The 17,670-nt window shown below is 68.6% G+C and carries 18 protein-coding genes; 6 read left to right on the forward strand and 12 right to left on the reverse strand.

Going from position 1 to position 17,670, the window contains the following annotated elements; genetic code table 11:
• The 3 genes from VFH59_RS10355 to VFH59_RS10365 form a co-directional block, all read right to left on the reverse strand.
• Positions 1–1,018: argininosuccinate synthase (locus tag VFH59_RS10355; RefSeq protein WP_325164815.1), on the reverse strand; the 1,018-nt coding region annotated here is incomplete at its 3' end.
• A gap of 25 nt (positions 1,019–1,043) precedes the next feature.
• Positions 1,044–2,048: an N-acetylornithine carbamoyltransferase gene (locus VFH59_RS10360; RefSeq protein WP_325164816.1), complete on the reverse strand. Its 1,005-nt coding sequence runs from the start codon at positions 2,046–2,048 to the stop codon at positions 1,044–1,046.
• A gap of 358 nt (positions 2,049–2,406) precedes the next feature.
• Positions 2,407–2,940 (reverse strand): glycine zipper 2TM domain-containing protein, encoded by a 534-nt coding sequence (locus VFH59_RS10365; RefSeq protein WP_325164817.1) that lies wholly within the window; start codon positions 2,938–2,940, stop codon positions 2,407–2,409.
• A gap of 241 nt (positions 2,941–3,181) precedes the next feature.
• On the opposite strand from VFH59_RS10365, the gene cysS reads away from it, so the two are divergent.
• Both cysS and VFH59_RS10375 read left to right on the forward strand, forming a co-directional pair.
• On the forward strand, positions 3,182–4,558 hold the full coding sequence (cysS, locus tag VFH59_RS10370) for a cysteine--tRNA ligase (RefSeq protein ID WP_325164818.1): 1,377 nt from the start codon (positions 3,182–3,184) through the stop codon (positions 4,556–4,558).
• A 45-nt stretch (positions 4,559–4,603) separates the two neighbouring features.
• Complete coding sequence (locus VFH59_RS10375; protein ID WP_325164819.1) at positions 4,604–5,032, forward strand: SufE family protein; 429 nt, start codon at positions 4,604–4,606, stop codon at positions 5,030–5,032.
• A gap of 145 nt (positions 5,033–5,177) precedes the next feature.
• Here VFH59_RS10375 and dksA read toward each other — a convergent pair whose 3' ends face one another.
• Positions 5,178–6,395 carry an RNA polymerase-binding protein DksA gene (dksA, locus tag VFH59_RS10380; RefSeq protein WP_325164820.1) on the reverse strand — a complete coding sequence of 406 codons (1,218 nt, stop codon included), beginning with the start codon at positions 6,393–6,395 and terminating at the stop codon, positions 5,178–5,180.
• A gap of 123 nt (positions 6,396–6,518) precedes the next feature.
• Between dksA and yidD the strand changes: the two genes are divergently transcribed.
• Positions 6,519–6,779, forward strand: coding sequence for a membrane protein insertion efficiency factor YidD (gene yidD / locus VFH59_RS10385; protein ID WP_414655878.1), 261 nt, complete (start codon positions 6,519–6,521; stop codon positions 6,777–6,779).
• A complete protein-coding gene (locus tag VFH59_RS10390; protein WP_325164822.1) occupies positions 6,769–8,106 on the forward strand; it encodes a dihydroorotase in 1,338 nt (445 codons plus the stop codon). The genes yidD and VFH59_RS10390 overlap by 11 nt, the downstream gene beginning before the upstream one ends.
• Positions 8,107–8,167: 61 nt before the next feature.
• On the opposite strand, the gene folE2 is transcribed toward VFH59_RS10390, so the two are convergent.
• The 7 genes from folE2 to efp all read right to left on the reverse strand — a co-directional run bounded on the left by folE2 (position 8,168) and on the right by efp (position 13,774).
• Positions 8,168–9,115, reverse strand: coding sequence for a GTP cyclohydrolase FolE2 (gene folE2, locus VFH59_RS10395; RefSeq protein WP_325164823.1), 948 nt, complete (start codon positions 9,113–9,115; stop codon positions 8,168–8,170).
• Positions 9,116–9,241: 126 nt separating this feature from the next.
• Positions 9,242–10,090 carry a squalene/phytoene synthase family protein gene (locus tag VFH59_RS10400; RefSeq protein WP_325164824.1) on the reverse strand — a complete coding sequence of 283 codons (849 nt, stop codon included), beginning with the start codon at positions 10,088–10,090 and terminating at the stop codon, positions 9,242–9,244.
• The gene (locus VFH59_RS10405; RefSeq protein WP_325164825.1) at positions 10,090–10,770 is read right to left on the reverse strand and encodes an HAD-IA family hydrolase; all 681 of its coding nucleotides are present in this window, start codon (positions 10,768–10,770) and stop codon (positions 10,090–10,092) included. The genes VFH59_RS10400 and VFH59_RS10405 overlap by 1 nt, the downstream gene beginning before the upstream one ends.
• The gene (gene ubiG / locus VFH59_RS10410) at positions 10,767–11,477 is read right to left on the reverse strand and encodes a bifunctional 2-polyprenyl-6-hydroxyphenol methylase/3-demethylubiquinol 3-O-methyltransferase UbiG (protein WP_325164826.1); all 711 of its coding nucleotides are present in this window, start codon (positions 11,475–11,477) and stop codon (positions 10,767–10,769) included. The genes VFH59_RS10405 and ubiG overlap by 4 nt, the downstream gene beginning before the upstream one ends.
• A 56-nt stretch (positions 11,478–11,533) precedes the next feature.
• Complete coding sequence (locus VFH59_RS10415; RefSeq protein WP_325164827.1) at positions 11,534–11,788, reverse strand: YciI family protein; 255 nt, start codon at positions 11,786–11,788, stop codon at positions 11,534–11,536.
• Between the two features lie 9 nt (positions 11,789–11,797).
• Positions 11,798–13,129, reverse strand: a complete 1,332-nt coding sequence (locus VFH59_RS10420; protein WP_325164828.1) for a TRZ/ATZ family hydrolase — start codon at positions 13,127–13,129, stop codon at positions 11,798–11,800.
• A gap of 75 nt (positions 13,130–13,204) precedes the next feature.
• Complete coding sequence (gene efp / locus VFH59_RS10425) at positions 13,205–13,774, reverse strand: elongation factor P (protein ID WP_325164829.1); 570 nt, start codon at positions 13,772–13,774, stop codon at positions 13,205–13,207.
• An 86-nt stretch (positions 13,775–13,860) separates the two neighbouring features.
• Between efp and epmB the strand changes: the two genes are divergently transcribed.
• Both epmB and VFH59_RS10435 read left to right on the forward strand, forming a co-directional pair.
• Positions 13,861–14,871: an EF-P beta-lysylation protein EpmB gene (gene epmB, locus VFH59_RS10430; RefSeq protein ID WP_325164830.1), complete on the forward strand. Its 1,011-nt coding sequence runs from the start codon at positions 13,861–13,863 to the stop codon at positions 14,869–14,871.
• A gap of 236 nt (positions 14,872–15,107) precedes the next feature.
• A complete protein-coding gene (locus VFH59_RS10435; RefSeq protein WP_325164831.1) occupies positions 15,108–17,147 on the forward strand; it encodes an EAL domain-containing response regulator in 2,040 nt (679 codons plus the stop codon).
• Positions 17,148–17,343: 196 nt separating this feature from the next.
• On the opposite strand, the gene rplS is transcribed toward VFH59_RS10435, so the two are convergent.
• Positions 17,344–17,670: 50S ribosomal protein L19 (gene rplS, locus VFH59_RS10440; protein WP_325164832.1), on the reverse strand; the 327-nt coding region annotated here is incomplete at its 5' end.

Below are 17,670 nucleotides of genomic sequence, written 5' to 3' on the forward strand. Positions count from 1 at the left end.
CGACGCCATTGACGGTGGCCTGGCTGGACGCGAGGAAGGCTTCCAGGTCGGTCTTCAGCGGATCGTGGAAGAAGCCCTCGTAGACCACCTCCACCCACTTGCGCGCCACCTCCGGCTTGAAGCGGTTTTGCTGCTTGGAAAGCACCGCTTCCTCGAGGGCACGGTGTGCGGCGAGGAGCGCGACGAGGCCAGGCGCCTCGAACACGATGCGGCCCTTCAGGCCGATGGTGGTATCGCCGGTGTACATGCCGCGGCCCACGCCATAGCGGGCGAACAGCGCATTGAGCTTCGCCAGCAGCTGATGTCCCGGCAGGCGCTCGCCATCCAGGCTCACCGCCTCGCCGTGCTCGAAGCCGAGCTTCACCACCAGCGGTTCGGACGGCCATTCGGCGCGCGGCTTGCACCAGCCGCGCGCGCCCTCGCCCGGCGCCTGCCACCTGTCGATCTCGCCCCCGGACATGGTCACGCCCAGCAGGTTCTCGTTGATGGTGTAGGCCTGCTGCTTGGCGCGCACGCCGAAGCCGCGTTCCTCCAGGTACTTCTGCTCGTAGGCACGGGTCTGCGTGTGCTGCTTCTGGATCTCCCGGATCGGCGCGACGATGCGGTAGTCGCCCAGCGCCTTGACCGCCAGGTCGAAGCGCACCTGGTCGTTGCCCATGCCGGTGCAGCCGTGCGCGATGGCGTTCGTGCCCAACTCCGCGCAACGCTTGAGCGCGGCCTCCACGATCAGGTAGCGGTCCGAGACCAGCAGCGGGTACTGGCCCTGGTAGCCCTCGCCCGCCCACACGAACGGCTTGACGAAGCCGTCCCAGATCGCCGGGCCGCCGTCGACGGTGCGATGGCTGGCGACGCCCAGCTCCTGCGCGCGGTTTTCGATGAAGGCACGCTCCTCCGCGTCGACGCCGCCGGTGTCGGCGAACACGGTATGCACGTTCCAGCCCTGTTCCTTGAGGTAGGGCACGCAGAAGCTGGTGTCGAGGCCGCCGGAAAAGGCGAGGACGATGTCTTGCTGGCTCATGGGTTGTCTCGGTCGGGGCGGGCGGTCAGGAAGCGAGCAGCGAGGCCATCACGGCCTTCTGCACGTGCAGGCGGTTTTCCGCCTCGTCGATGGCGATGCAATAGGGCGCGTCCATCACGCCATCGGTGGCCTTGACGTTGCGGCGCAGCGGTAGGCAGTGACTGAAGAGGCCATGGTCGGTCAGCGCCATCTTGGCTTCGTCCACCATGAAGTGCCGGTGTGCCTCGCGGATCGGCTTTTCCTGCTCCCAGCGGCCGAAGTACGGCAGCGCGCCCCAGCTCTTGGCGTAGACCACATGGGCGCCGCGGTAGGCCTCCTCGATGTCGTGGCTGACCTTCAGCGATCCGCCGTTCTGCGCCGCGTTTTGCCGGCCGGCTTCCATGTAGCGCTCGTCCAGCACGTATTCGGGCGTCGGGCACAGCAGCGTCACGTCCATGCCGAGCTTGGTCGCGATCAACAGCGCCGAGTTGGCCACCGCTGTGTTCAGCGGCTTGGGGTGGTAGGTCCAGGTCAGTACGTATTTCCTGTTCTGCAGGTCACCGAGGTGCTCCTTCAGCGCCAGCGCGTGCGCCAGCTCCTGGCAGGGATGGGTGATCGTCTCCATTTTGATCACCGGCACGGTGGCGTAACGGGCGAAGGCCTTGATGACGCGGTCCTCGCGATCGACCGACCAGTCCTGGAACTTGGGAAAGGCGCGCACGGCGATCAGGTCGACGTAGCGACTGAGTACGCGCGCCACTTCGGCGATGTGCTCCTCGGCCTCGCCGTCCATCACGGCGCCGACCTCGAATTCGATCGGCCAGGCGTCCTTGCCGGGCGACAGCACGACCGCGTGCCCGCCGAGGTGGAACGCGCCCAGCTCGAAGCTGGTGCGCGTGCGCATGGAGGGGTTGAAGAACAGCAGCGCGATGGACTTGCCGGCCAGCTGCTGCCCGCGCGGCGAGCGCTTGAACGCGGCGGCCTGCTCCAGCAGGGCGTCGATCTCGGCGCGGCTATAGTCTTGGGTGGTGAGGAAATGTCGAAGGGCCATGGAGGGGCTCGCGTGAAGTAGGTCTTGGGGTGACCGCGGCGAGTTCCATGCAACAAAAACCCGGCGCGGTGGCCGGGTTCGTTCGTCGTTGCGCCTTGTGCGCGTGCAGCGACAGCCTACCCGGCCGAATGTCGGACCAGCGGTCGGCGCGCACGCGAGGTCATGCCAGCGGCCATGCGGGCGCTGGTGAGGACGGTGGCGGTGTAGACGGCTGCGGACATGGGGTTTCCGGGCAGGGAACCGGCATCATGCCGGCATTCGTGTGGCGGCGCAACAACTATTTCGGACGTCCATTCGGGTGCGGACGTCCAAACGGAAAACCGCCGCCCGGAGGCGGCGGTTTCGGACGGCAGGCCATTTACTCGGCCGGAGCGACGCTCACGCGCACCCTCAGCCGCTCGCCCGGATCGTAGTTCAGACGCGAGACATAGACGTCGCCGTGGTAACGGTACTCGACGTCATAGCCCATCAGGCGACGCTGTTCGCTCACCGAACTGACCTCCCGGCAGCGGGTGACGGTGTCGTCGTACTCACGCTCGCCACGGCGGGCCACGCCGTGGCCGACCGCGCCGCCGGCTACTGCGCCGGCGACCGTGGCCGCCTTGCGGCCGTCGCCCTTGCCGATGGTGTTGCCGAGCACGCCACCGATCACGGCGCCAAGCACGGTGCCCCCGGTCGTGTTGCCGCCTTCGCGACGGACCACGGGCTCGTCGTAACACTCCTGGCGTGGCACTTCGGTACGGGCGACGCCATAGACCGGATCGACCCGCAGCACGTCGGCCCAGCCATAGTGGGTGTTGGCATCGTCGCCCTCGGCATAACGCCCGTCCTGCGCGTGCAAGGCGCCGGTGGCGAGGACGAGCGCAAGGACAGGTAGCAACATCTTGTTCATGGGACCCTCCAGCATGGTCCGAAAGCGCTTCTGCGCGATTGTCATTGCAGCAAATTCACGCTGAATCAACGCTTAGAGCGCCCGGGGGATGACTGGCGGTGCGCGGGGCGTTCAGCTGCCGTCGGCTCCCGGCCGGATCATCGGAATCCTGCGCACGCCCCGCCCAGCTCTGCCCGGCGCAGAGGGGACACGAGCTCGGCCTGCTAAGATGCGCGGCTTGGCCGCGCCACCGACACGCCCCATGCCGATCACGCTCTACAACAGCCTCACCCGCCGCACCGAACCCTTCGCGCCGCTCGATCCCGAGCGAGTGACGATGTACCTGTGCGGGCCCACGGTCTACAACTACGTGCATATCGGCAACGCGCGCGGTCCGGTGGTGTTCGACGTGCTGGTGCGGCTGTTGCGGCGGCATTACCCGCGCGTGGTCTATGCCCGCAACATCACCGACGTGGACGACAAGATCAACGCCGCGGCACAGGCCCAGGGCACGCCCATCGGCACGATCACCGACCGCTTCACGGCTGCCTACCGCGAGGACATGGCCGCGCTGGGCATCGCCCCGCCGGACCTCGAGCCCCATGCGACGGCGCACATCGGCGAGATCATCGCCATGATCGAAGCGCTGATCGCCGGCGGCCACGCCTATGCGGCCGAGGGGCACGTGCTGTTCGACGTGGGCACCTATCCGGCCTACGGCCAGCTGTCCGGACGCGATACCGACGAACTGATCGCCGGCGCGCGCGTGGAAGTGGCGCCGTACAAGAAGAACCCGACCGATTTCGTGCTGTGGAAGCCTTCCACGCCGGAACTGCCAGGCTGGGACAGCCCCTGGGGCCGCGGCCGCCCGGGCTGGCACATCGAGTGCTCGGCGATGAGCGCGGCGCACCTTGGCCGGACCATCGACATCCATGCCGGCGGGGTGGACCTCACCTTCCCGCACCACGAAAACGAGATCGCCCAGTCCACCTGCGCGCACGGCGGCGACGTGTTCGCGCGCTGGTGGCTGCACAACGGCATGCTCACCTTCGACGGGCGCAAGATGTCCAAGTCGCTCGGCAACGTGCTGCTGGTGCACGAACTGCTCAAGCACCATCCGCCCGAAGCCCTGCGCCTGCTGCTGCTGCGCGGCCATTACCGGCAGCCACTGGACTGGTCGGACGCGGCGCTGGCACAGGCGGTGAGCACGCTGGATGGCTGGTACCGCGTGCTGCGCGATCTTGCGCAGGTGCCCGTCGAGGGAGACCTGCCAGTCCCCGCGGGGGTGGAGGCGGCACTTTGCGATGACCTCAACACGCCGCAGGCGCTCGCCGAATTGGCGCTGCTTGCCGACGCCGCGCGCCAGGGCGGCAACGCCGGGACCAAGGCTGCCCTGCTTGGTGGCGGCGCACTGCTTGGCCTGCTGCAGCAGGATCCGGAGGCATGGTTCCGGCGGGGCGACGACGGCATCGACGAAGCGCGCATCGAAGCCTTGCTGGAAGAGCGCCGCGCCGCCCGCGCCGCCCGCGATTTCACCCGGGCCGACGCGATTCGCGACGAACTCTCGGCCATGGGCGTGGCGATCGAGGACGGCGCCCAGGGCACGCGCTGGAGCGTCCAGAAGAACGGACCTGCGTAGGGTGGGCTTCAGCCCACCACCGGCCGGTCGCGCGATAATGTCGCCATGAACACGACCACACCCAGCGCCGCACAGGTGCAGCAGGACATTGCCGAGGAGTTCGCTTTCTTCGGTGACTGGTCCGAGCGCTACCAGTACCTGATCGACCTCGGCAAGCAGTTGCCGCCTTTCCCCGACGAATGCAGGACCGAGGAGCACCGCGTGCACGGCTGCCAGTCGATGGTGTGGCTGGTGCCCAGCGGCGACGCGACGAAGATGCACTTCGCCGCAACCAGCGATTCGGCGATCGTTTCCGGGCTGATCGCACTGGTGCTGCGCGTGTACTCGGACCGGTCGGCGGCCGAGATCCTCGCCACCGAGCCGCAGTTCGTGCAGTCGATCGGCCTGGCCAAACACCTTTCTCCGACGCGCTCCAACGGCCTGGCCGCGATGCTGGCCAGGCTCAAGGGCTACGCGGCGCAAGCACTGGCCTGAGGCTGGTCTCCTGCAGGGACGCAGCCCTGCGTGAACCGGGAGCCCCGGCGGTCGCGACGGTGCGGCCTTGCATGAATTCCGTCGGCCCAAAAAACAAGGCCCCGCATGTCGCGGGGCCTCGCTCTGCAGTCAAGGACCGAGACCGTCAGTCGCCCATCTGCTTCTGCAGATGCTCGCGACGCTCCTGCGCATCGAGCGACAGCGTGGCGATCGGGCGGGCGTCCAGGCGCTCCAGGCCGATTTCCTCGTCGGTCTCCTCGCAGTAGCCGTAGCGGCCTTCCTCGATCCGGCGCAGCGCCTTGTCGATCTTGGAGATCAGCTTGCGATAACGGTCGCGGGTGCGAAGCTCGAGCGAGTTTTCGGTCTCGCGCGTGGCACGCTCGGCCTCGTCGCCGACGTCGCGAACCTCGTCACGCAGGTTCTCCATCGTCTGACGGGACTCCTCCACCAGCTGATCGCGCCAGTCCCGCAGCTTGTTGCGGAAGTAGGCGAGGTGCCGGGGGTTCATGTACTCCTCGTCGTTCGAGGGACGGTAACCCGGCGGCAGGTCGATGTTGCTGGTGGAAGGCAGGGCGTAACGGCCATCCTCGCGGGTCACGCCATTGTCGAGAGTTGTAGCGGAATTATTCATTGAGGACTGCGGGGTCTTCTGCTTTTTGGGTGGGGTATGGCGGGCGGTGGCTGTGGCCACGCGCGGGGACACCATGGCGACGGCACTCGCCACTTTGCCCTTCATGGGCGCAACGGCGGGTGATGGAGATGTTTGCTTGACCGCGACCGGCGGTGCCGCGGGCCGCGCCGGCGAGGGCTTGCTGACGACCTTGTACGGCTGGGGTGCGGGCCGGGACGCCTTCGCGGCAGGCTTCACCGCCGGCTTGCTCGGAGCCGCCTTTTTCGCGGCAGCCTTGGGTGCCGGCTTCGCCGCCTTCTTCGGTGCTGCCTTCGGTTGCGGCTTGGCGGCCTTCCTGGCCGCGGGCTTCGGCTGCGGCCTGGCCTTGGCGGGCGCGGCCTTCTTCACTGCCGGCACCGGCTTGCGTGCGGCGCTCTTGCTGGCAGCCGCCTTTTTGGAGGGTGCCTTTTTGGCCGGGGTCTTCTTTGCCACGGACTTGCTGGCCGGCCTGGCCACCGTCTTAGCAGCCGCCTTGCCGGTGACTGGCTTGCGCGCAACGGGCTTCTTCGCCGAGGCCTGCTTGGCGACCGGCTTGCGGGCGGGCGTGGCCTTCTTCGCGGCGGCGCTCTTGCCGGCCCGGGCGCTGGCAGCGGCGACCCTGGGCTTGCTGCCGGTCTTGGCTTCTTTCGCCTTGCCCGCAGCCTTCCCTTTCTGCGCCTTGGCGGCGGTCGAACTACGCGTCGTTTTCGCCATATCCCTTCACCGTTTTGGCCGTGGCGGCCGGGTGTTATAGCCCATGCGTCTTACACCATCAACAGGCATCTGGAATACTGGAGGGCACTACATGCCGCGAGCCGTTTGGGCTGCGTGAACGAAGTGACCCGATTCCTGCTCCTCCTGCTCGGCGCCTACAAACGCTTGCTGAGCCCCCTGCTGGGGCAGCGTTGCCGCTTCCACCCCAGCTGTTCCGATTATGCACGGATTGCCATCGTACGCTTCGGTCCGTTGCGTGGCAGCGCGCTGGCGCTGTGGCGCATCCTGCGCTGCCAACCCCTGTGTACCGGCGGTGAAGACCCGGTGCCGGAACATTTCCACTTCAACCGTTGCCGCCCCACGGAGAACCCTGATGTCCACTGACTGGCTGATCAAGAACGCCGAACTGGTCAACGAAGGCCGCCGCTTCCACGCCGACCTGCGCATCAAGGGCGGGCGCATCGAGGGCATCGCCGGCGACCTGGACGCGCGGCCGGGCGAACAGGTGATCGACGCGGCCGGTCTGTGGCTGCTACCCGGCATGATCGACGACCAGGTGCATTTCCGCGAGCCGGGCCTCACCCACAAGGCGGACACCTGGCACGAGTCGCGTGCCTGCGCCGCCGGCGGCATCACCAGCTTCATGGAGATGCCCAACACCAAGCCACCGGCGCTGGACCGCGACACGCTGGAAGCCAAGTACGCGCGCGCCGCGGAAACCTCCGCGGTCAACTACGCGTATTACATGGGCGCGAGCAACGACAACCTGGAGGCGATCCGCGCCCTCGACCCCAAGGCCGCGCCGGGGGTGAAGGTGTTCATGGGTGCCTCCACCGGCAACATGCTGGTGGACGACCCTGAAACGCTGGACGGGATCTTCCGCGACTGCCCCACGCCGATCATCACGCACTGCGAAGACACGCCGATGATCGACGCCAACCTGGCCCTCGCGCACCAGAAATACGGCGAGGCGATCCCGGCGCGCGAGCATCCGCTGATCCGCTCGCGCGAGGCCTGCATCAAGTCGACCCGGCTGGCGATTTCGCTGGCGAGGAAGCACGGCACCCGCCTGCACGTGCTGCACATTTCCACCGCGGACGAGCTGGCGCTCTTCGAACCCGGCCCGCTGAAGGGGAAAAAGATCACCGCCGAGACCTGCGTCCATTTCCTGCACTTCGACGCGGCCGATTACGAGCGGCTGGGCTTCCTGATCAAGTGCAACCCGGCGATCAAGACCGCTGCCGATCGCGAGGCGATCACCCGCGCCCTTGCCGAGGGCCGCCTGGACGTACTGGCCACCGATCACGCCCCGCACCTGCTGGCGGAGAAGGAAAACCTCTACGACAAGGCGCCGTCCGGCCTGCCGCTGGTGCAGTTCGCGCTGCAGGCGGCGCTGGAGCGCGTGTTCGAGGGCAAACTCACGCTGGAACGGGTGGTCGAGGCGGTCACGCATGCGCCAGCCACGCTGTTCGACGTCAGGGATCGCGGCTACCTGCGCGAGGGCTATGCGGCCGACCTGGTGCTGGTCGACCCGCGCAAGCCGCACACGGTGCGGCGTGAGGACGTGCTCTCCAAATGCGGCTGGTCGCCGTTCGAGGGCACCACCTTCTCCAGCTCGATCGCCGCCACGTTCGTCAACGGGCAGCGCGTATGGGATGGCCGCCGCGTGGACGATGCCGTGCGCGGCGAGCGCTTGTCGTTCGATCGCTGAGCCTGGTGGCTCCCGCTCCCCGGCATGGACGAGCGAGGGGCCCGGTTCCCTGGACGGATGCTCAGGCGGCGGAACCGTAGCCGCCGGGCACGCCCTTGCTGGCGTAGGCCACCGCATCGTGGGGGTGCAGGCTTTCCTGGTGTTCCAGGCGGACGTGGAAGTCCGCGATGCGCGGATCGGCGTCAAGCGCCTTCTGGATGCGCCGCGCGGCATCCTCGCAGAACATCAGGTTGCCGCCGTTGGCCAGCGCGAAGGCCTGCTCGTCCTCTCGCTTGACCGCCGTCTGCACGGGCGTGCCGAGTGCCTGCTCCACTCGGTCGAGTGTCGAGACCAGGTTGAAACCGACGCCATCGGCCAGCCGCACCAGCAGCCGCGCCACGCTGCGCTGCGCGTGCGGCGTGGCGACGATGCCCTGCTCGCTGCCCAGCCAGGCCATCACGGCGGCATGGTCGACCGGCTTGCCGGCATCGAAGTCACGCGCGAACTGTTCCTGGATCAGCTGCCGCGACAGCGCCGCCGACGCCGGGCATGTCGAGGAATAGACGACCTCGGTGCCCAACTCGAGCCGGAAGCCGTCTGCGCCCAGGCTCGCCTCGATCGACACCGGGTAGGCGCGCCAGCCGCTGTTGCCGCTGCGCAAGGCGGGACGGCGCAGCAGGTGGTCGAAGCGGATGCTGATGCGGGCGCGATCGGCCAGGTCCTTGTGCGACTCGAGGAAGGCCCGCAGCAGCGCCTCGATCATCGCCGCGTCGAGCGGCTGGGCGGAGAGATGCCTGTCGACCAGCAGGTAGAGGCGCGACATGTGGATGCCACGCTTGTCCGGTCGCGTCAGATTCACGAACGCACCGACCTGCGCGCTGGCGCGCTCGGGGCTGCCGTCGCCGGCATCGAAACGCACCGGGACCTCGATGCCGTCCATGCCGACCCAGTCCAGCGCGCCGGCCAGATGCGGCTGCGCCTGTCCGGCAACGTCGGGCATCAGGCGGGCGGTGTTTTCGTGGCTGTGCATCGGGATGTCCTCGCGGCAGGCGGTCGCGCCGTGCGGTGTTCTATTTTGGGGCAGCGCGCGCCGGGGCAACAGGCAGGCTGCGGAAACACTGTGTCGCGGGTCTGGCGCCGCCCGGCCACGGTTGGGTCAGCCGATGCCTCCGCGGCGCCAGCGTCGCGCGGCCTGCCAGGCGGCCAGGGTCGTGGCCAGGCCACCGGACGGGCGCGCCCGTTGCAGGGCCTGCAGCGGCTCGGCGGCAGCGGCCGCGCGCTGCGCCAGGCGCTCGCCCTCGCGCGCTTCGATGGCACGAAAGACGCTGAGCGGACCGGCCATCCCTGCCGCGTCGCGCCAGGCGGTGGTGATCCGGTCCAGCTGGTCGCGCACGGCAGCATTGCGCGCGGCACCGGCATGGCGCAGCTGGTCGCGGCTCAGCCCGTGGCGGGCGAGCGCGGTCATCGGCAGCGGCAGACGGTCGCGCTCGGCATCGTCATCCAGCCGACGCAGCGCATGCAGCAGGTGCGCGAGCGTCGCGACCCGTGCGGCGCGGTCGATCGGCGCGCTCCCGCCGAACCACCAGGCGGTTTCCAGCGCAGCCAGCGCACCGTGCAACTGCGAGGCGGCCACCAGTTGTGCGCCGAAGTCGGCCGCAGTGCCCTCTTCCAGCTGGGCCATCGCCGCCAGCACTGGCGCCAGCCAGCGCTCGTTGTCGATACGGGTGGCGCGTTCGTCGGCGAACAGCACCTGGGTCAGGGGATGGCGACCGCCGGTCTGCGCCGCTGCGGCCAGCTCCTCCGCCCACCAGTTGAGCTTGGTGGCGGCCACGTGCGGCTCACGGATGCCGTAGGCCGCGGCCAGCAGCTCCTGCTCCAGCGCGGCCAGCGCGATGTGTCCGCCGTGACGCGCGGGATCCACGAAGGCCAGGCCCACGCGCTGGGCCGGCTGCGCGGCAAGCCACTTGTCCACGTAGCTCTGCAGGGCGTCGTGGCCGGCGTCCATCAGGCGGGCACCTGGCCGAGGCGCAGCCATTGGGCGAACTGGGCCGGCGTGTCGAGCACGGCGTCGGCGCTCCAATCCCGCGGGTCGCCGCCATCGAGATAGCCCCAGCCCACGGCAACCGTGTACAAGCCGGCCGCGGCCCCCGCCATGACGTCACGGCGGTCGTCACCGACGAACAGGCTGTACGCCGGGTCGATCCGCGCGCGTTCGCAGGCAAGGTGCACCGGCGCCGGATCGGGCTTTTTCACCGGCAGGGTATCGCCGCTGACCACCGCCGCGGCGCGGGCGTCCCAGCCGATCCGCCGCAGCAGTTCGTCGGTGAGGAACCCGGCCTTGTTGGTGACGATGCCCCAGCGCACGCCGGCGGCCTCGAGTTGGGCCAGCAGGGGCTCGATGCCCTCGAAAGGGGCCGTGGCCTGGCCCATCACTTCCCCGTACAGGGCCAGGTAGCGCTCCACGCGCGCTTCCACGGCGGGCTCCCCCAGATGGCCGAAGGCGCAGCGCAGCACCGCCCGCGCGCCGCGCGAAACCACCTCGCGCACCGGCGCGTAGGGCGGCGCCGGCGCCCCCTCCTCCTCGCACTGGCGCTTGAGCGCCGTATAGAGATCCGGGGCACTGTCGAGCAGGGTACCGTCGAGGTCGAACAGGACGCCGTCGAGGCGGGGCGGGAACGGCTTCATGCCGGCTTGCGCGCGCACAGCAGGTAGTTGACCGCGGTAAAGCGGCTCAACGACGCCTTGCGCGTGATCGGGTTGTAAGCCAGGCCGGAGACGTCCTCCAGCTCCAAGCCGGCCTGACGCACCAGGCGGCCGAGTTCGGAGGGCTTGAGGAACTGCGCGTAGTGGTGGGTACCGCGCGGCAACAGCCGCATCACGTATTCGGCGCCGAGGATCGCCGCGCCGAACGCGGCCGGCGTGCGGTTGAGGGTGGACATGAACAGGCGCGCGCCCGGCTTGAGCAGCGCGGCCAGATCGTTCACCAGCGCCAGGGGGTCCGGCACGTGCTCGATCAGTTCCATGCAGCAGACGGCGTCGAAAACCGCCGGTTCACTGGCCGCGAGCGCGGCGGAAGACTGCACGCGGTAGTCGACCTCCAGCCCTGACTCGTACAGGTGCAGTTTGGCCACCTCGATGACCTTTTCGCCGAGGTCGATGCCGGTGACCCGGGCGCCATCGCGCGCCAGCGCCTCGCTGAGCAGGCCGCCGCCGCAGCCGACGTCGGCTACCCTGGCGTTGCGAAGATCCACGCGCGTGGCCACGTAGGCGGCACGCACGGGGTTGAGGTCATGCAGCGGCCGCGATTCGCCGTCCGGATCCCACCAGCGGGCGGCGAGCTTGTCGAAGCGGGCGATCTCGTCGGGGCTGACATTGGCGGTCGTGTCGGTCATCGGGACAGTCCTTGCGTGCGCAGGCCCTTGCAGGCCCTGCTTGCGGGGGCGGGACGCTAGCGCGCCTGCCATTCGTACACCGTCACATCCCAACCGCCGCTGACGTGCGTCGGGTCGCGGTAGGCGATCGCCTGCGCCTCGGCCAGGTCAGCCGCGTGCAGCAGGTAGGCCCCGCCGGACTTGTCGCCGAACGGGCCCGATCGCTCGAGGCGGCCCTCCGCGCGCAGTTCGTCCAGGAAACCCTGGTGGGCCGGCACCACCGCAGGGTCGAACTGCGGGCGGCGCATGACCATGACGAGGTAGAGGTTCATGCGGGTTCCTCAGGAGAAAGCGGCGATGCGCTCGCGCCAGGCATGCGCCTTGGCCAGGATCGCCGCGGCATCCAGGTCCACCAGCTCACGCGCGGCCAGCTTGCGCCGACCAGCGATCCACACGTCGGTGACCTGGTGGCGCCCGGCCGCGTAGGCCAGCTGCGAGGCGACGTGGAACAGCGGCTGCGTTTCGATATCGCTCAGCCGCACGGCGGCGAGGTCGGCCTGCTTGCCCACCTCGATCGAGCCGATCCTGCCCTCCAGACCGATGGCCTTCGCACCGTTGAGGGTGGCCGAGCGCAACGCCGAGGCGGCGTCGAATGCGGCAGCGTCGGCGGCGACGGCCTTGGCCAGGATCGCCGCAGTGCGCAGCTCGCCCAGCATGTCCAGGTCGTTGTTGGAGGCGCAGCCGTCGGTACCGATGGCAAGGTTGACCCCGGCGCGGCGGAATTTTTCGGCCGGGCAGAAGCCGGAGGCGAGCTTGAGGTTCGATTCGGGGCAATGCACCACCGACACGCCCGCCTCCGCGCAGGCGGCGATCTCGCCGTCGGTCACCTGGGTCATATGCACCGCGATCAGCCGGTCGTTGACCAGGCCCAGCTTCTGCAGGCGCTGGAACGGGCGCAGGCCGGACTTCTTCTTTTCCTCCTCGACCTCGTGCGCCGTTTCGTGCAGGTGCAGATGGACCGGGATGTCCAGCTGGTCGGCCAGCACGCGGATGCGCTCGAAGCTTTCGTCGGAAACCGTGTAGGGCGCATGCGGGGCGAACGCGGTGCCGACCAGCCCGTCACCGCGGAAGCTGTCGTGCACCTCGCCGGCGCGCTCGAAATACTCGTCCTGGCTCCTGGCCCAGGCGGTCGGGAACTCGATCACCGGCAGGCCGACCACGGCGCGGAAGCCCAGCTGCCGGTAGGTGGCGCCGATCACGTCGGGGAAGAAGTAGTTCTCGTTGGCGCAGGTGGTGCCACCGCGCAGCATCTCAGCCACGGCCAGCTCGACACCGTCGCGGACGAACTCCGGACCGATCACCTTGGCCTCGGCCGGCCAGATGTGCTGCTGCAGCCAGGCCATCAGCGGCAGGTCGTCGGCGAGTCCGCGCAACAATGTCATCGGGTTGTGCGTGTGGCTGTTGACCAGGCCCGGGATCAGCGCGTGCTCGGCCAGTTCGACCCGCTCGCGCGGCGCATAGGCCCCTCGCGCCTGGGCGATTGGCAGGATCGCCCTGATCTCGCCACGGTCGATCGCCACCGCATGGTTGTCCAGCACCACGGCGTGGGGTTCCACGGGAACGACCCAGCGGGCTTCGATGAGGAGGTCGATCTCGGTGGTGGCTGGGGTCATGGCGGTCTCGTGTGCGTTGGAACGAAAACGGCACGGCGCCTGCGCTGCCGTGCCGTCGTTTGCTGCAGCCGTCGCTTACTTGCCGACGCGGCTGACGTACTCGCCTGTGCGGGTATCGACCTTGATCACCTCGTCGGTGCCCACGAACAGCGGCACGCGCACCACGGCGCCGGTTTCCAGCGTGGCCGGCTTGCCGCCGCCGCCGGAGGTGTCGCCGCGGACACCCGGATCGGTCTCGGTGATCTTCAGCTCGACGAAATTCGGCGGCTGCACGGTGATGATCTCGCCGTTGAAGAGCGTCACCACGCACTCTTCCTCGCCCTTCAGCCACTTGGCCGCATCGCCCACGCCGGCCTTGCTGGCCTGGTGCTGCTCGAAGGTTTCCTGCTGCATGAAGTGCCAGAACTCGCCGTCGGAGTACAGGTACTGCATGTCGGTATCGGTGACGTCGGCGACTTCGAAGGAATCGCTGGACTTCATCGTCTGCTCGGTGGTGCGGCCGGTCTTGAGGTTGCGGATGAAGATGCGGGTGAAGGCCTGGCCCTTGCCGGGCTTGATGAAGTCGGCGTCGGTGATGACCCACGGGTCGTTGTTGTGAAGGATCTTCATCCCCTTCTTGACGTCGTTGAGACCGGCGGTCGCCATGCGCTTCTGCTCCAGAGGTAAACACCGCCCTTCCGGCGGCTAAAATAGGGGTTTGCACGGGCGCAAGGCCCGCTTCAAGGCCCACCATGATAACCGCAAGCCCGACCGCCCGCCTATCGCCGACCACGCCCGACTGGCGCGAGCTGTGGCGGGAGGCGTTCACCGATGCCGGCGAGCTGCTCGCCGCCGTGGGGCTGGCGCATCTGGCCGAGCACCTGCCCCCCGGCAACGCCGGCTTCGCGCTGCGCGTGCCACGCGGCTTCGTGGCACGCATACGCCCAGGCGACCCGCGCGATCCGCTGCTGCTGCAGGTGTTGCCGCAACTGGCCGAACAGGAGCAGGTGCCAGGCTTCGTCGCCGACGCGGTGGGCGACCTGGCCGCACGCGAGGCGCAGGGCGTGCTGCACAAGTACCAAGGTCGCGCCCTGCTGATCGCCAGCGGCAGCTGTGCGATCAACTGCCGCTACTGCTTCCGCCGTCACTTTCCCTACGGCGAGGAGATCGCCGCGGCAGGTCAGTGGAAGGACGCACTGGCCCATGTGCGCGCGGACCCCACGATCAGCGAACTGATCCTCTCCGGGGGCGACCCGCTGGCGCTGGCCACGTCCAAGCTGGAGGAGCTCGGTCGCGGCCTGGCCGACCTGCCGCGGGTGACCCGCCTGCGCATCCACACCCGCCTGCCGGTGGTGCTCCCCGAGCGCATCGACGCACCCTTCCTGGCCTGGCTGGAGGCCCTGCCGCTGCAGAAGGTCGTCGTGCTGCACGCCAACCATGCCAACGAATTCGACCCGGCCGTCGACGCCGCCTGCGCCGCACTGCGTCGGGCCGGGGCGACCCTGCTCAACCAGTCGGTGCTGCTGCGCGGGATCAACGACGAAGCCGGGACCCTGGCAGCGCTGTCCGAGCGGCTGTTCGCCGCCGGCGTACTGCCCTACTACCTGCACCAACTCGACCGCGTGCAGGGCGCCGCCCATTTCGAAGTGGACGACGCGTGCGCCCTGGCACTGGTCGAGGGCATGCGCCGGCGCCTGCCCGGCTACCTGGTGCCCCGGCTGGTGCGAGAGGTTGCCGGGGATGCATCCAAGCGTCCGCTGTAACAGGGCGCGCGCCTGAGCTACCCGCCCGCACGCGGAGGGCCGCCTTTCGCCCCAGGGCAGCCGCCGGGGGCTTCCGGATGAGGCGGCTGTTGCCTTTATGAGGCTCGCCGCTGGCGCTCGTTCGGGGAATCCGTTACAAACCTCTGGCGAAGGATGGACGGCCAGATGCCGCCCGCCTTCCGGTCGCGGCGAGGGGCGCCAGCGACCCCTCCGACAGGGGCAGCCGCCAGGGCTCAATGAAAAGAGATTCCGTCATCAAGATCCTCTTCGTGGAGAAATCCGTCGAGGACGCCGAACAGATCATCAGTCTGTTGCGCAATGCGGGCATCGCAGTGCGACCCGCACGGGCGACCCAGACCGACCAGGTGCAGGCAGCGCTGGACGAACTCGAACCGGACATCGTCCTGTTCGACCCGGCCGCCGGCATGGAGCTGCGCGAGGTCGCCCATCTGCTGGACGCGCATGGGCGCGACGTGGCGCTGGTGGCACTGGTCAACCAGCTCGACACCCAGAGCGTGGCCGAAATGTTCGCTGGCGGCGTGCGCGGCACCGCGCTGCGCACCCAGCCCAAGCAGTTGATCGTGGTGCTGCAGCGGGAGTTCGATGCGCTGCATACGCGCCGCCAGGTACGCCTGCTGGAGGCGGCGCTGCGCGAGTCGGAGCGCCGTTGCGACGCCCTGCTGGACTCCTCGACCGACGCCATCGCCTACGTCCACGAGGGCATGCACGTGCGCGCCAACCGCGCCTACCTGGAAACCTTCGGCTACGACGATTTCGACGACCTGCTGGGCCTGCCGGTGCTGGACATGATCGGCACCGCCGACGCGGAGACGTTCAAGAACCTGCTGCGCGCCCACTCGCGCAAGGAAAAGGCCGCCAACCAGGTGGAACTGCAGGCGCGCCGCGCCGATGGCAGCACGTTCAAGGCGACGGTGGAGTTCGCCAGCGCGACCTTCGAGAGCGAGCCGTGCCTGCAGATCGTGTTCCGGCGCCAGCAGGTCGATCCGGCGCTCATCGAGCAATTGCAGCGCGATCCGGTCACCGGCCTGTTCAACCGTGCCCGGACCCTCGAGACCATCGACGAAGCGGTCGCCGCCGCCGCCAAGCGCAAGAAGGGCCAGACGCTGCTGCTGATCGAGCCGGACAACTGGCAGACGATCGTGGCCGGCATCGGGCTGGGCCAGGCGGACGAACTCCTGGCCGCCTTCGCCGGCCGCGTCAGCGCCCTGCTCGGCGAGACCGATACCGCCGGCCTGCTGTCCGAGCACACCATCGGCGTGATGCTCGACTCGCGCAGCGACGAGGCGATCAAGCAGTGGATAGACGCGCTGCTGCAGGCCGTCGCCAGGGACATCTTCGATGCCGGCACCCGTTCCATCACCGTGACTGCCAGTATCGGCGGCAGCCTGCTGAGCGAGAAGAACGCCAACGCCGAGCTGCTGTTAAACCAGGCCAGCCAGGCCCTGCGCAATGCGCAGAGCCAGGGCGGTGGGCGCATGGAGCTGCACGATCCGGCCGCGCGCGAGAAGGCCGAGGAGGAGCGCGAGCGCTATTGGTTGGGGCTGCTCAAGCAGGCGCTGACCCAGGACGGCTTCGTCCTCTACCACCAGCACACGATCAGCCTGCAGGACGCCGAAGGCGAGTATTCCGAGGTGTTGCTGCGCATGAACGGTCCGCAGGGCGAGGTATTGCCCGGCTTCTTCATGCCGATCGCCGAGAAGCACCAGCTCACCCCGGCGATCGATCGCTGGGTGATCAACCGTGCCATCGAGATGCTCAAGACGCGCGACGGCCAGGGCATCCACACCACCTTCTTCGTCAAGCTCACCGCCGAATCGATGCAGGACGCCGCCTTCCTGCCATGGCTGGAGGAGCGGCTCAAACGCGCTGCACTACGCCAGGGCCAGCTGGTGCTTGAAATGACCGAGAGCAAGGTGGTGACGCTGCTGCGCCCGGCGCAGGAGTTCATCAACCGCTGGAAGAAGATGGGTGGCCGCTTCGCCCTGGAACAGTTCGGTTCGGGGCTGAACTCGTTCCAGCTGCTGGCCCACATCGACGCGGATTACCTGAAGATCGACCGCACCTACATGAACCAGCTGCCGCAGCACCCCGAGAACCAGAAGAAGATCGGCGAGATCTGCGCGCAGGCCCACGAGATGAAGCGCCTGACCGTGGCCGAGTGGGTCGAGGATGCGACCAGCACCTCGCTGCTGTTCGCCTGCGGCGTCGACTTCGTGCAGGGCAACTTCCTGCAGGAGCCGCAACGGTTGATGTAGCCTTCCGCCCTGGCGCCGTGCAGGGGCGCGCTCGGGCTCGATCGCTGCAACCGAGGAGCAACACCGTCCTTCATGCGCATGGCGGTCGCGCTGCAGTGGTCCATCGACAACCGCGCGCACGGGCGATGGGCTTCATGGAACGCAAAAGGCCCCGCGGATCGCTCCGCGGGGCCTTTCGTGACAGCTTTTCCCGAGCTTACTCGGAAGCAGCGGCCTTGGCGGCAGCCTTGGCGGCCGACACGGCAGCGATGTCTTCCTTGATGCGGGCGGCCTTGCCTTCGAGGCCACGCAGGAAGTACAGCTTGGCGCCGCGCACCTTGCCCTTGCGCTTGACCTGCACCGAATCGATCGCCGGGCTGTGCGCCTGGAACACGCGCTCCACGCCGGTGCCGTGCGAGATCTTGCGCACGGTGAAGGCCGAATGCAGGCCGCGGCTGCGCTTGGCGATGACGATGCCCTCGAAGGCCTGCACGCGCTCGCGGTTGCCTTCCTTCACCTTGACGTTGACCACCACGGTGTCGCC

It is taken from the genome of Frateuria sp. (assembly GCF_035695185.1).
In the GTDB taxonomy this organism is placed as follows: Bacteria; Pseudomonadota; Gammaproteobacteria; order Xanthomonadales; family Rhodanobacteraceae; genus Frateuria_A.

Bases quoted from the DNA above. Each gene is read 5' to 3' on its own strand.
- VFH59_RS10360 (WP_325164816.1), bottom strand. From the start codon at position 2,048: ATGGCCCTTCGACATTTCCTCACCACCCAAGACTATAGCCGCGCCGAG.
- VFH59_RS10365 (WP_325164817.1), bottom strand. From the start codon at position 2,940: ATGAACAAGATGTTGCTACCTGTCCTTGCGCTCGTCCTCGCCACCGGC.
- cysS (WP_325164818.1), top strand. From the start codon at position 3,182: ATGCCGATCACGCTCTACAACAGCCTCACCCGCCGCACCGAACCCTTC.
- VFH59_RS10375 (WP_325164819.1), top strand. From the start codon at position 4,604: ATGAACACGACCACACCCAGCGCCGCACAGGTGCAGCAGGACATTGCC.
- dksA (WP_325164820.1), bottom strand. From the start codon at position 6,395: ATGGCGAAAACGACGCGTAGTTCGACCGCCGCCAAGGCGCAGAAAGGG.
- VFH59_RS10390 (WP_325164822.1), top strand. From the start codon at position 6,769: ATGTCCACTGACTGGCTGATCAAGAACGCCGAACTGGTCAACGAAGGC.
- folE2 (WP_325164823.1), bottom strand. From the start codon at position 9,115: ATGCACAGCCACGAAAACACCGCCCGCCTGATGCCCGACGTTGCCGGA.
- VFH59_RS10400 (WP_325164824.1), bottom strand. From the start codon at position 10,090: ATGGACGCCGGCCACGACGCCCTGCAGAGCTACGTGGACAAGTGGCTT.
- VFH59_RS10405 (WP_325164825.1), bottom strand. From the start codon at position 10,770: ATGAAGCCGTTCCCGCCCCGCCTCGACGGCGTCCTGTTCGACCTCGAC.
- ubiG (WP_325164826.1), bottom strand. From the start codon at position 11,477: ATGACCGACACGACCGCCAATGTCAGCCCCGACGAGATCGCCCGCTTC.
- VFH59_RS10415 (WP_325164827.1), bottom strand. From the start codon at position 11,788: ATGAACCTCTACCTCGTCATGGTCATGCGCCGCCCGCAGTTCGACCCT.
- VFH59_RS10420 (WP_325164828.1), bottom strand. From the start codon at position 13,129: ATGACCCCAGCCACCACCGAGATCGACCTCCTCATCGAAGCCCGCTGG.
- efp (WP_325164829.1), bottom strand. From the start codon at position 13,774: ATGGCGACCGCCGGTCTCAACGACGTCAAGAAGGGGATGAAGATCCTT.
- epmB (WP_325164830.1), top strand. From the start codon at position 13,861: ATGATAACCGCAAGCCCGACCGCCCGCCTATCGCCGACCACGCCCGAC.
- VFH59_RS10435 (WP_325164831.1), top strand. From the start codon at position 15,108: ATGAAAAGAGATTCCGTCATCAAGATCCTCTTCGTGGAGAAATCCGTC.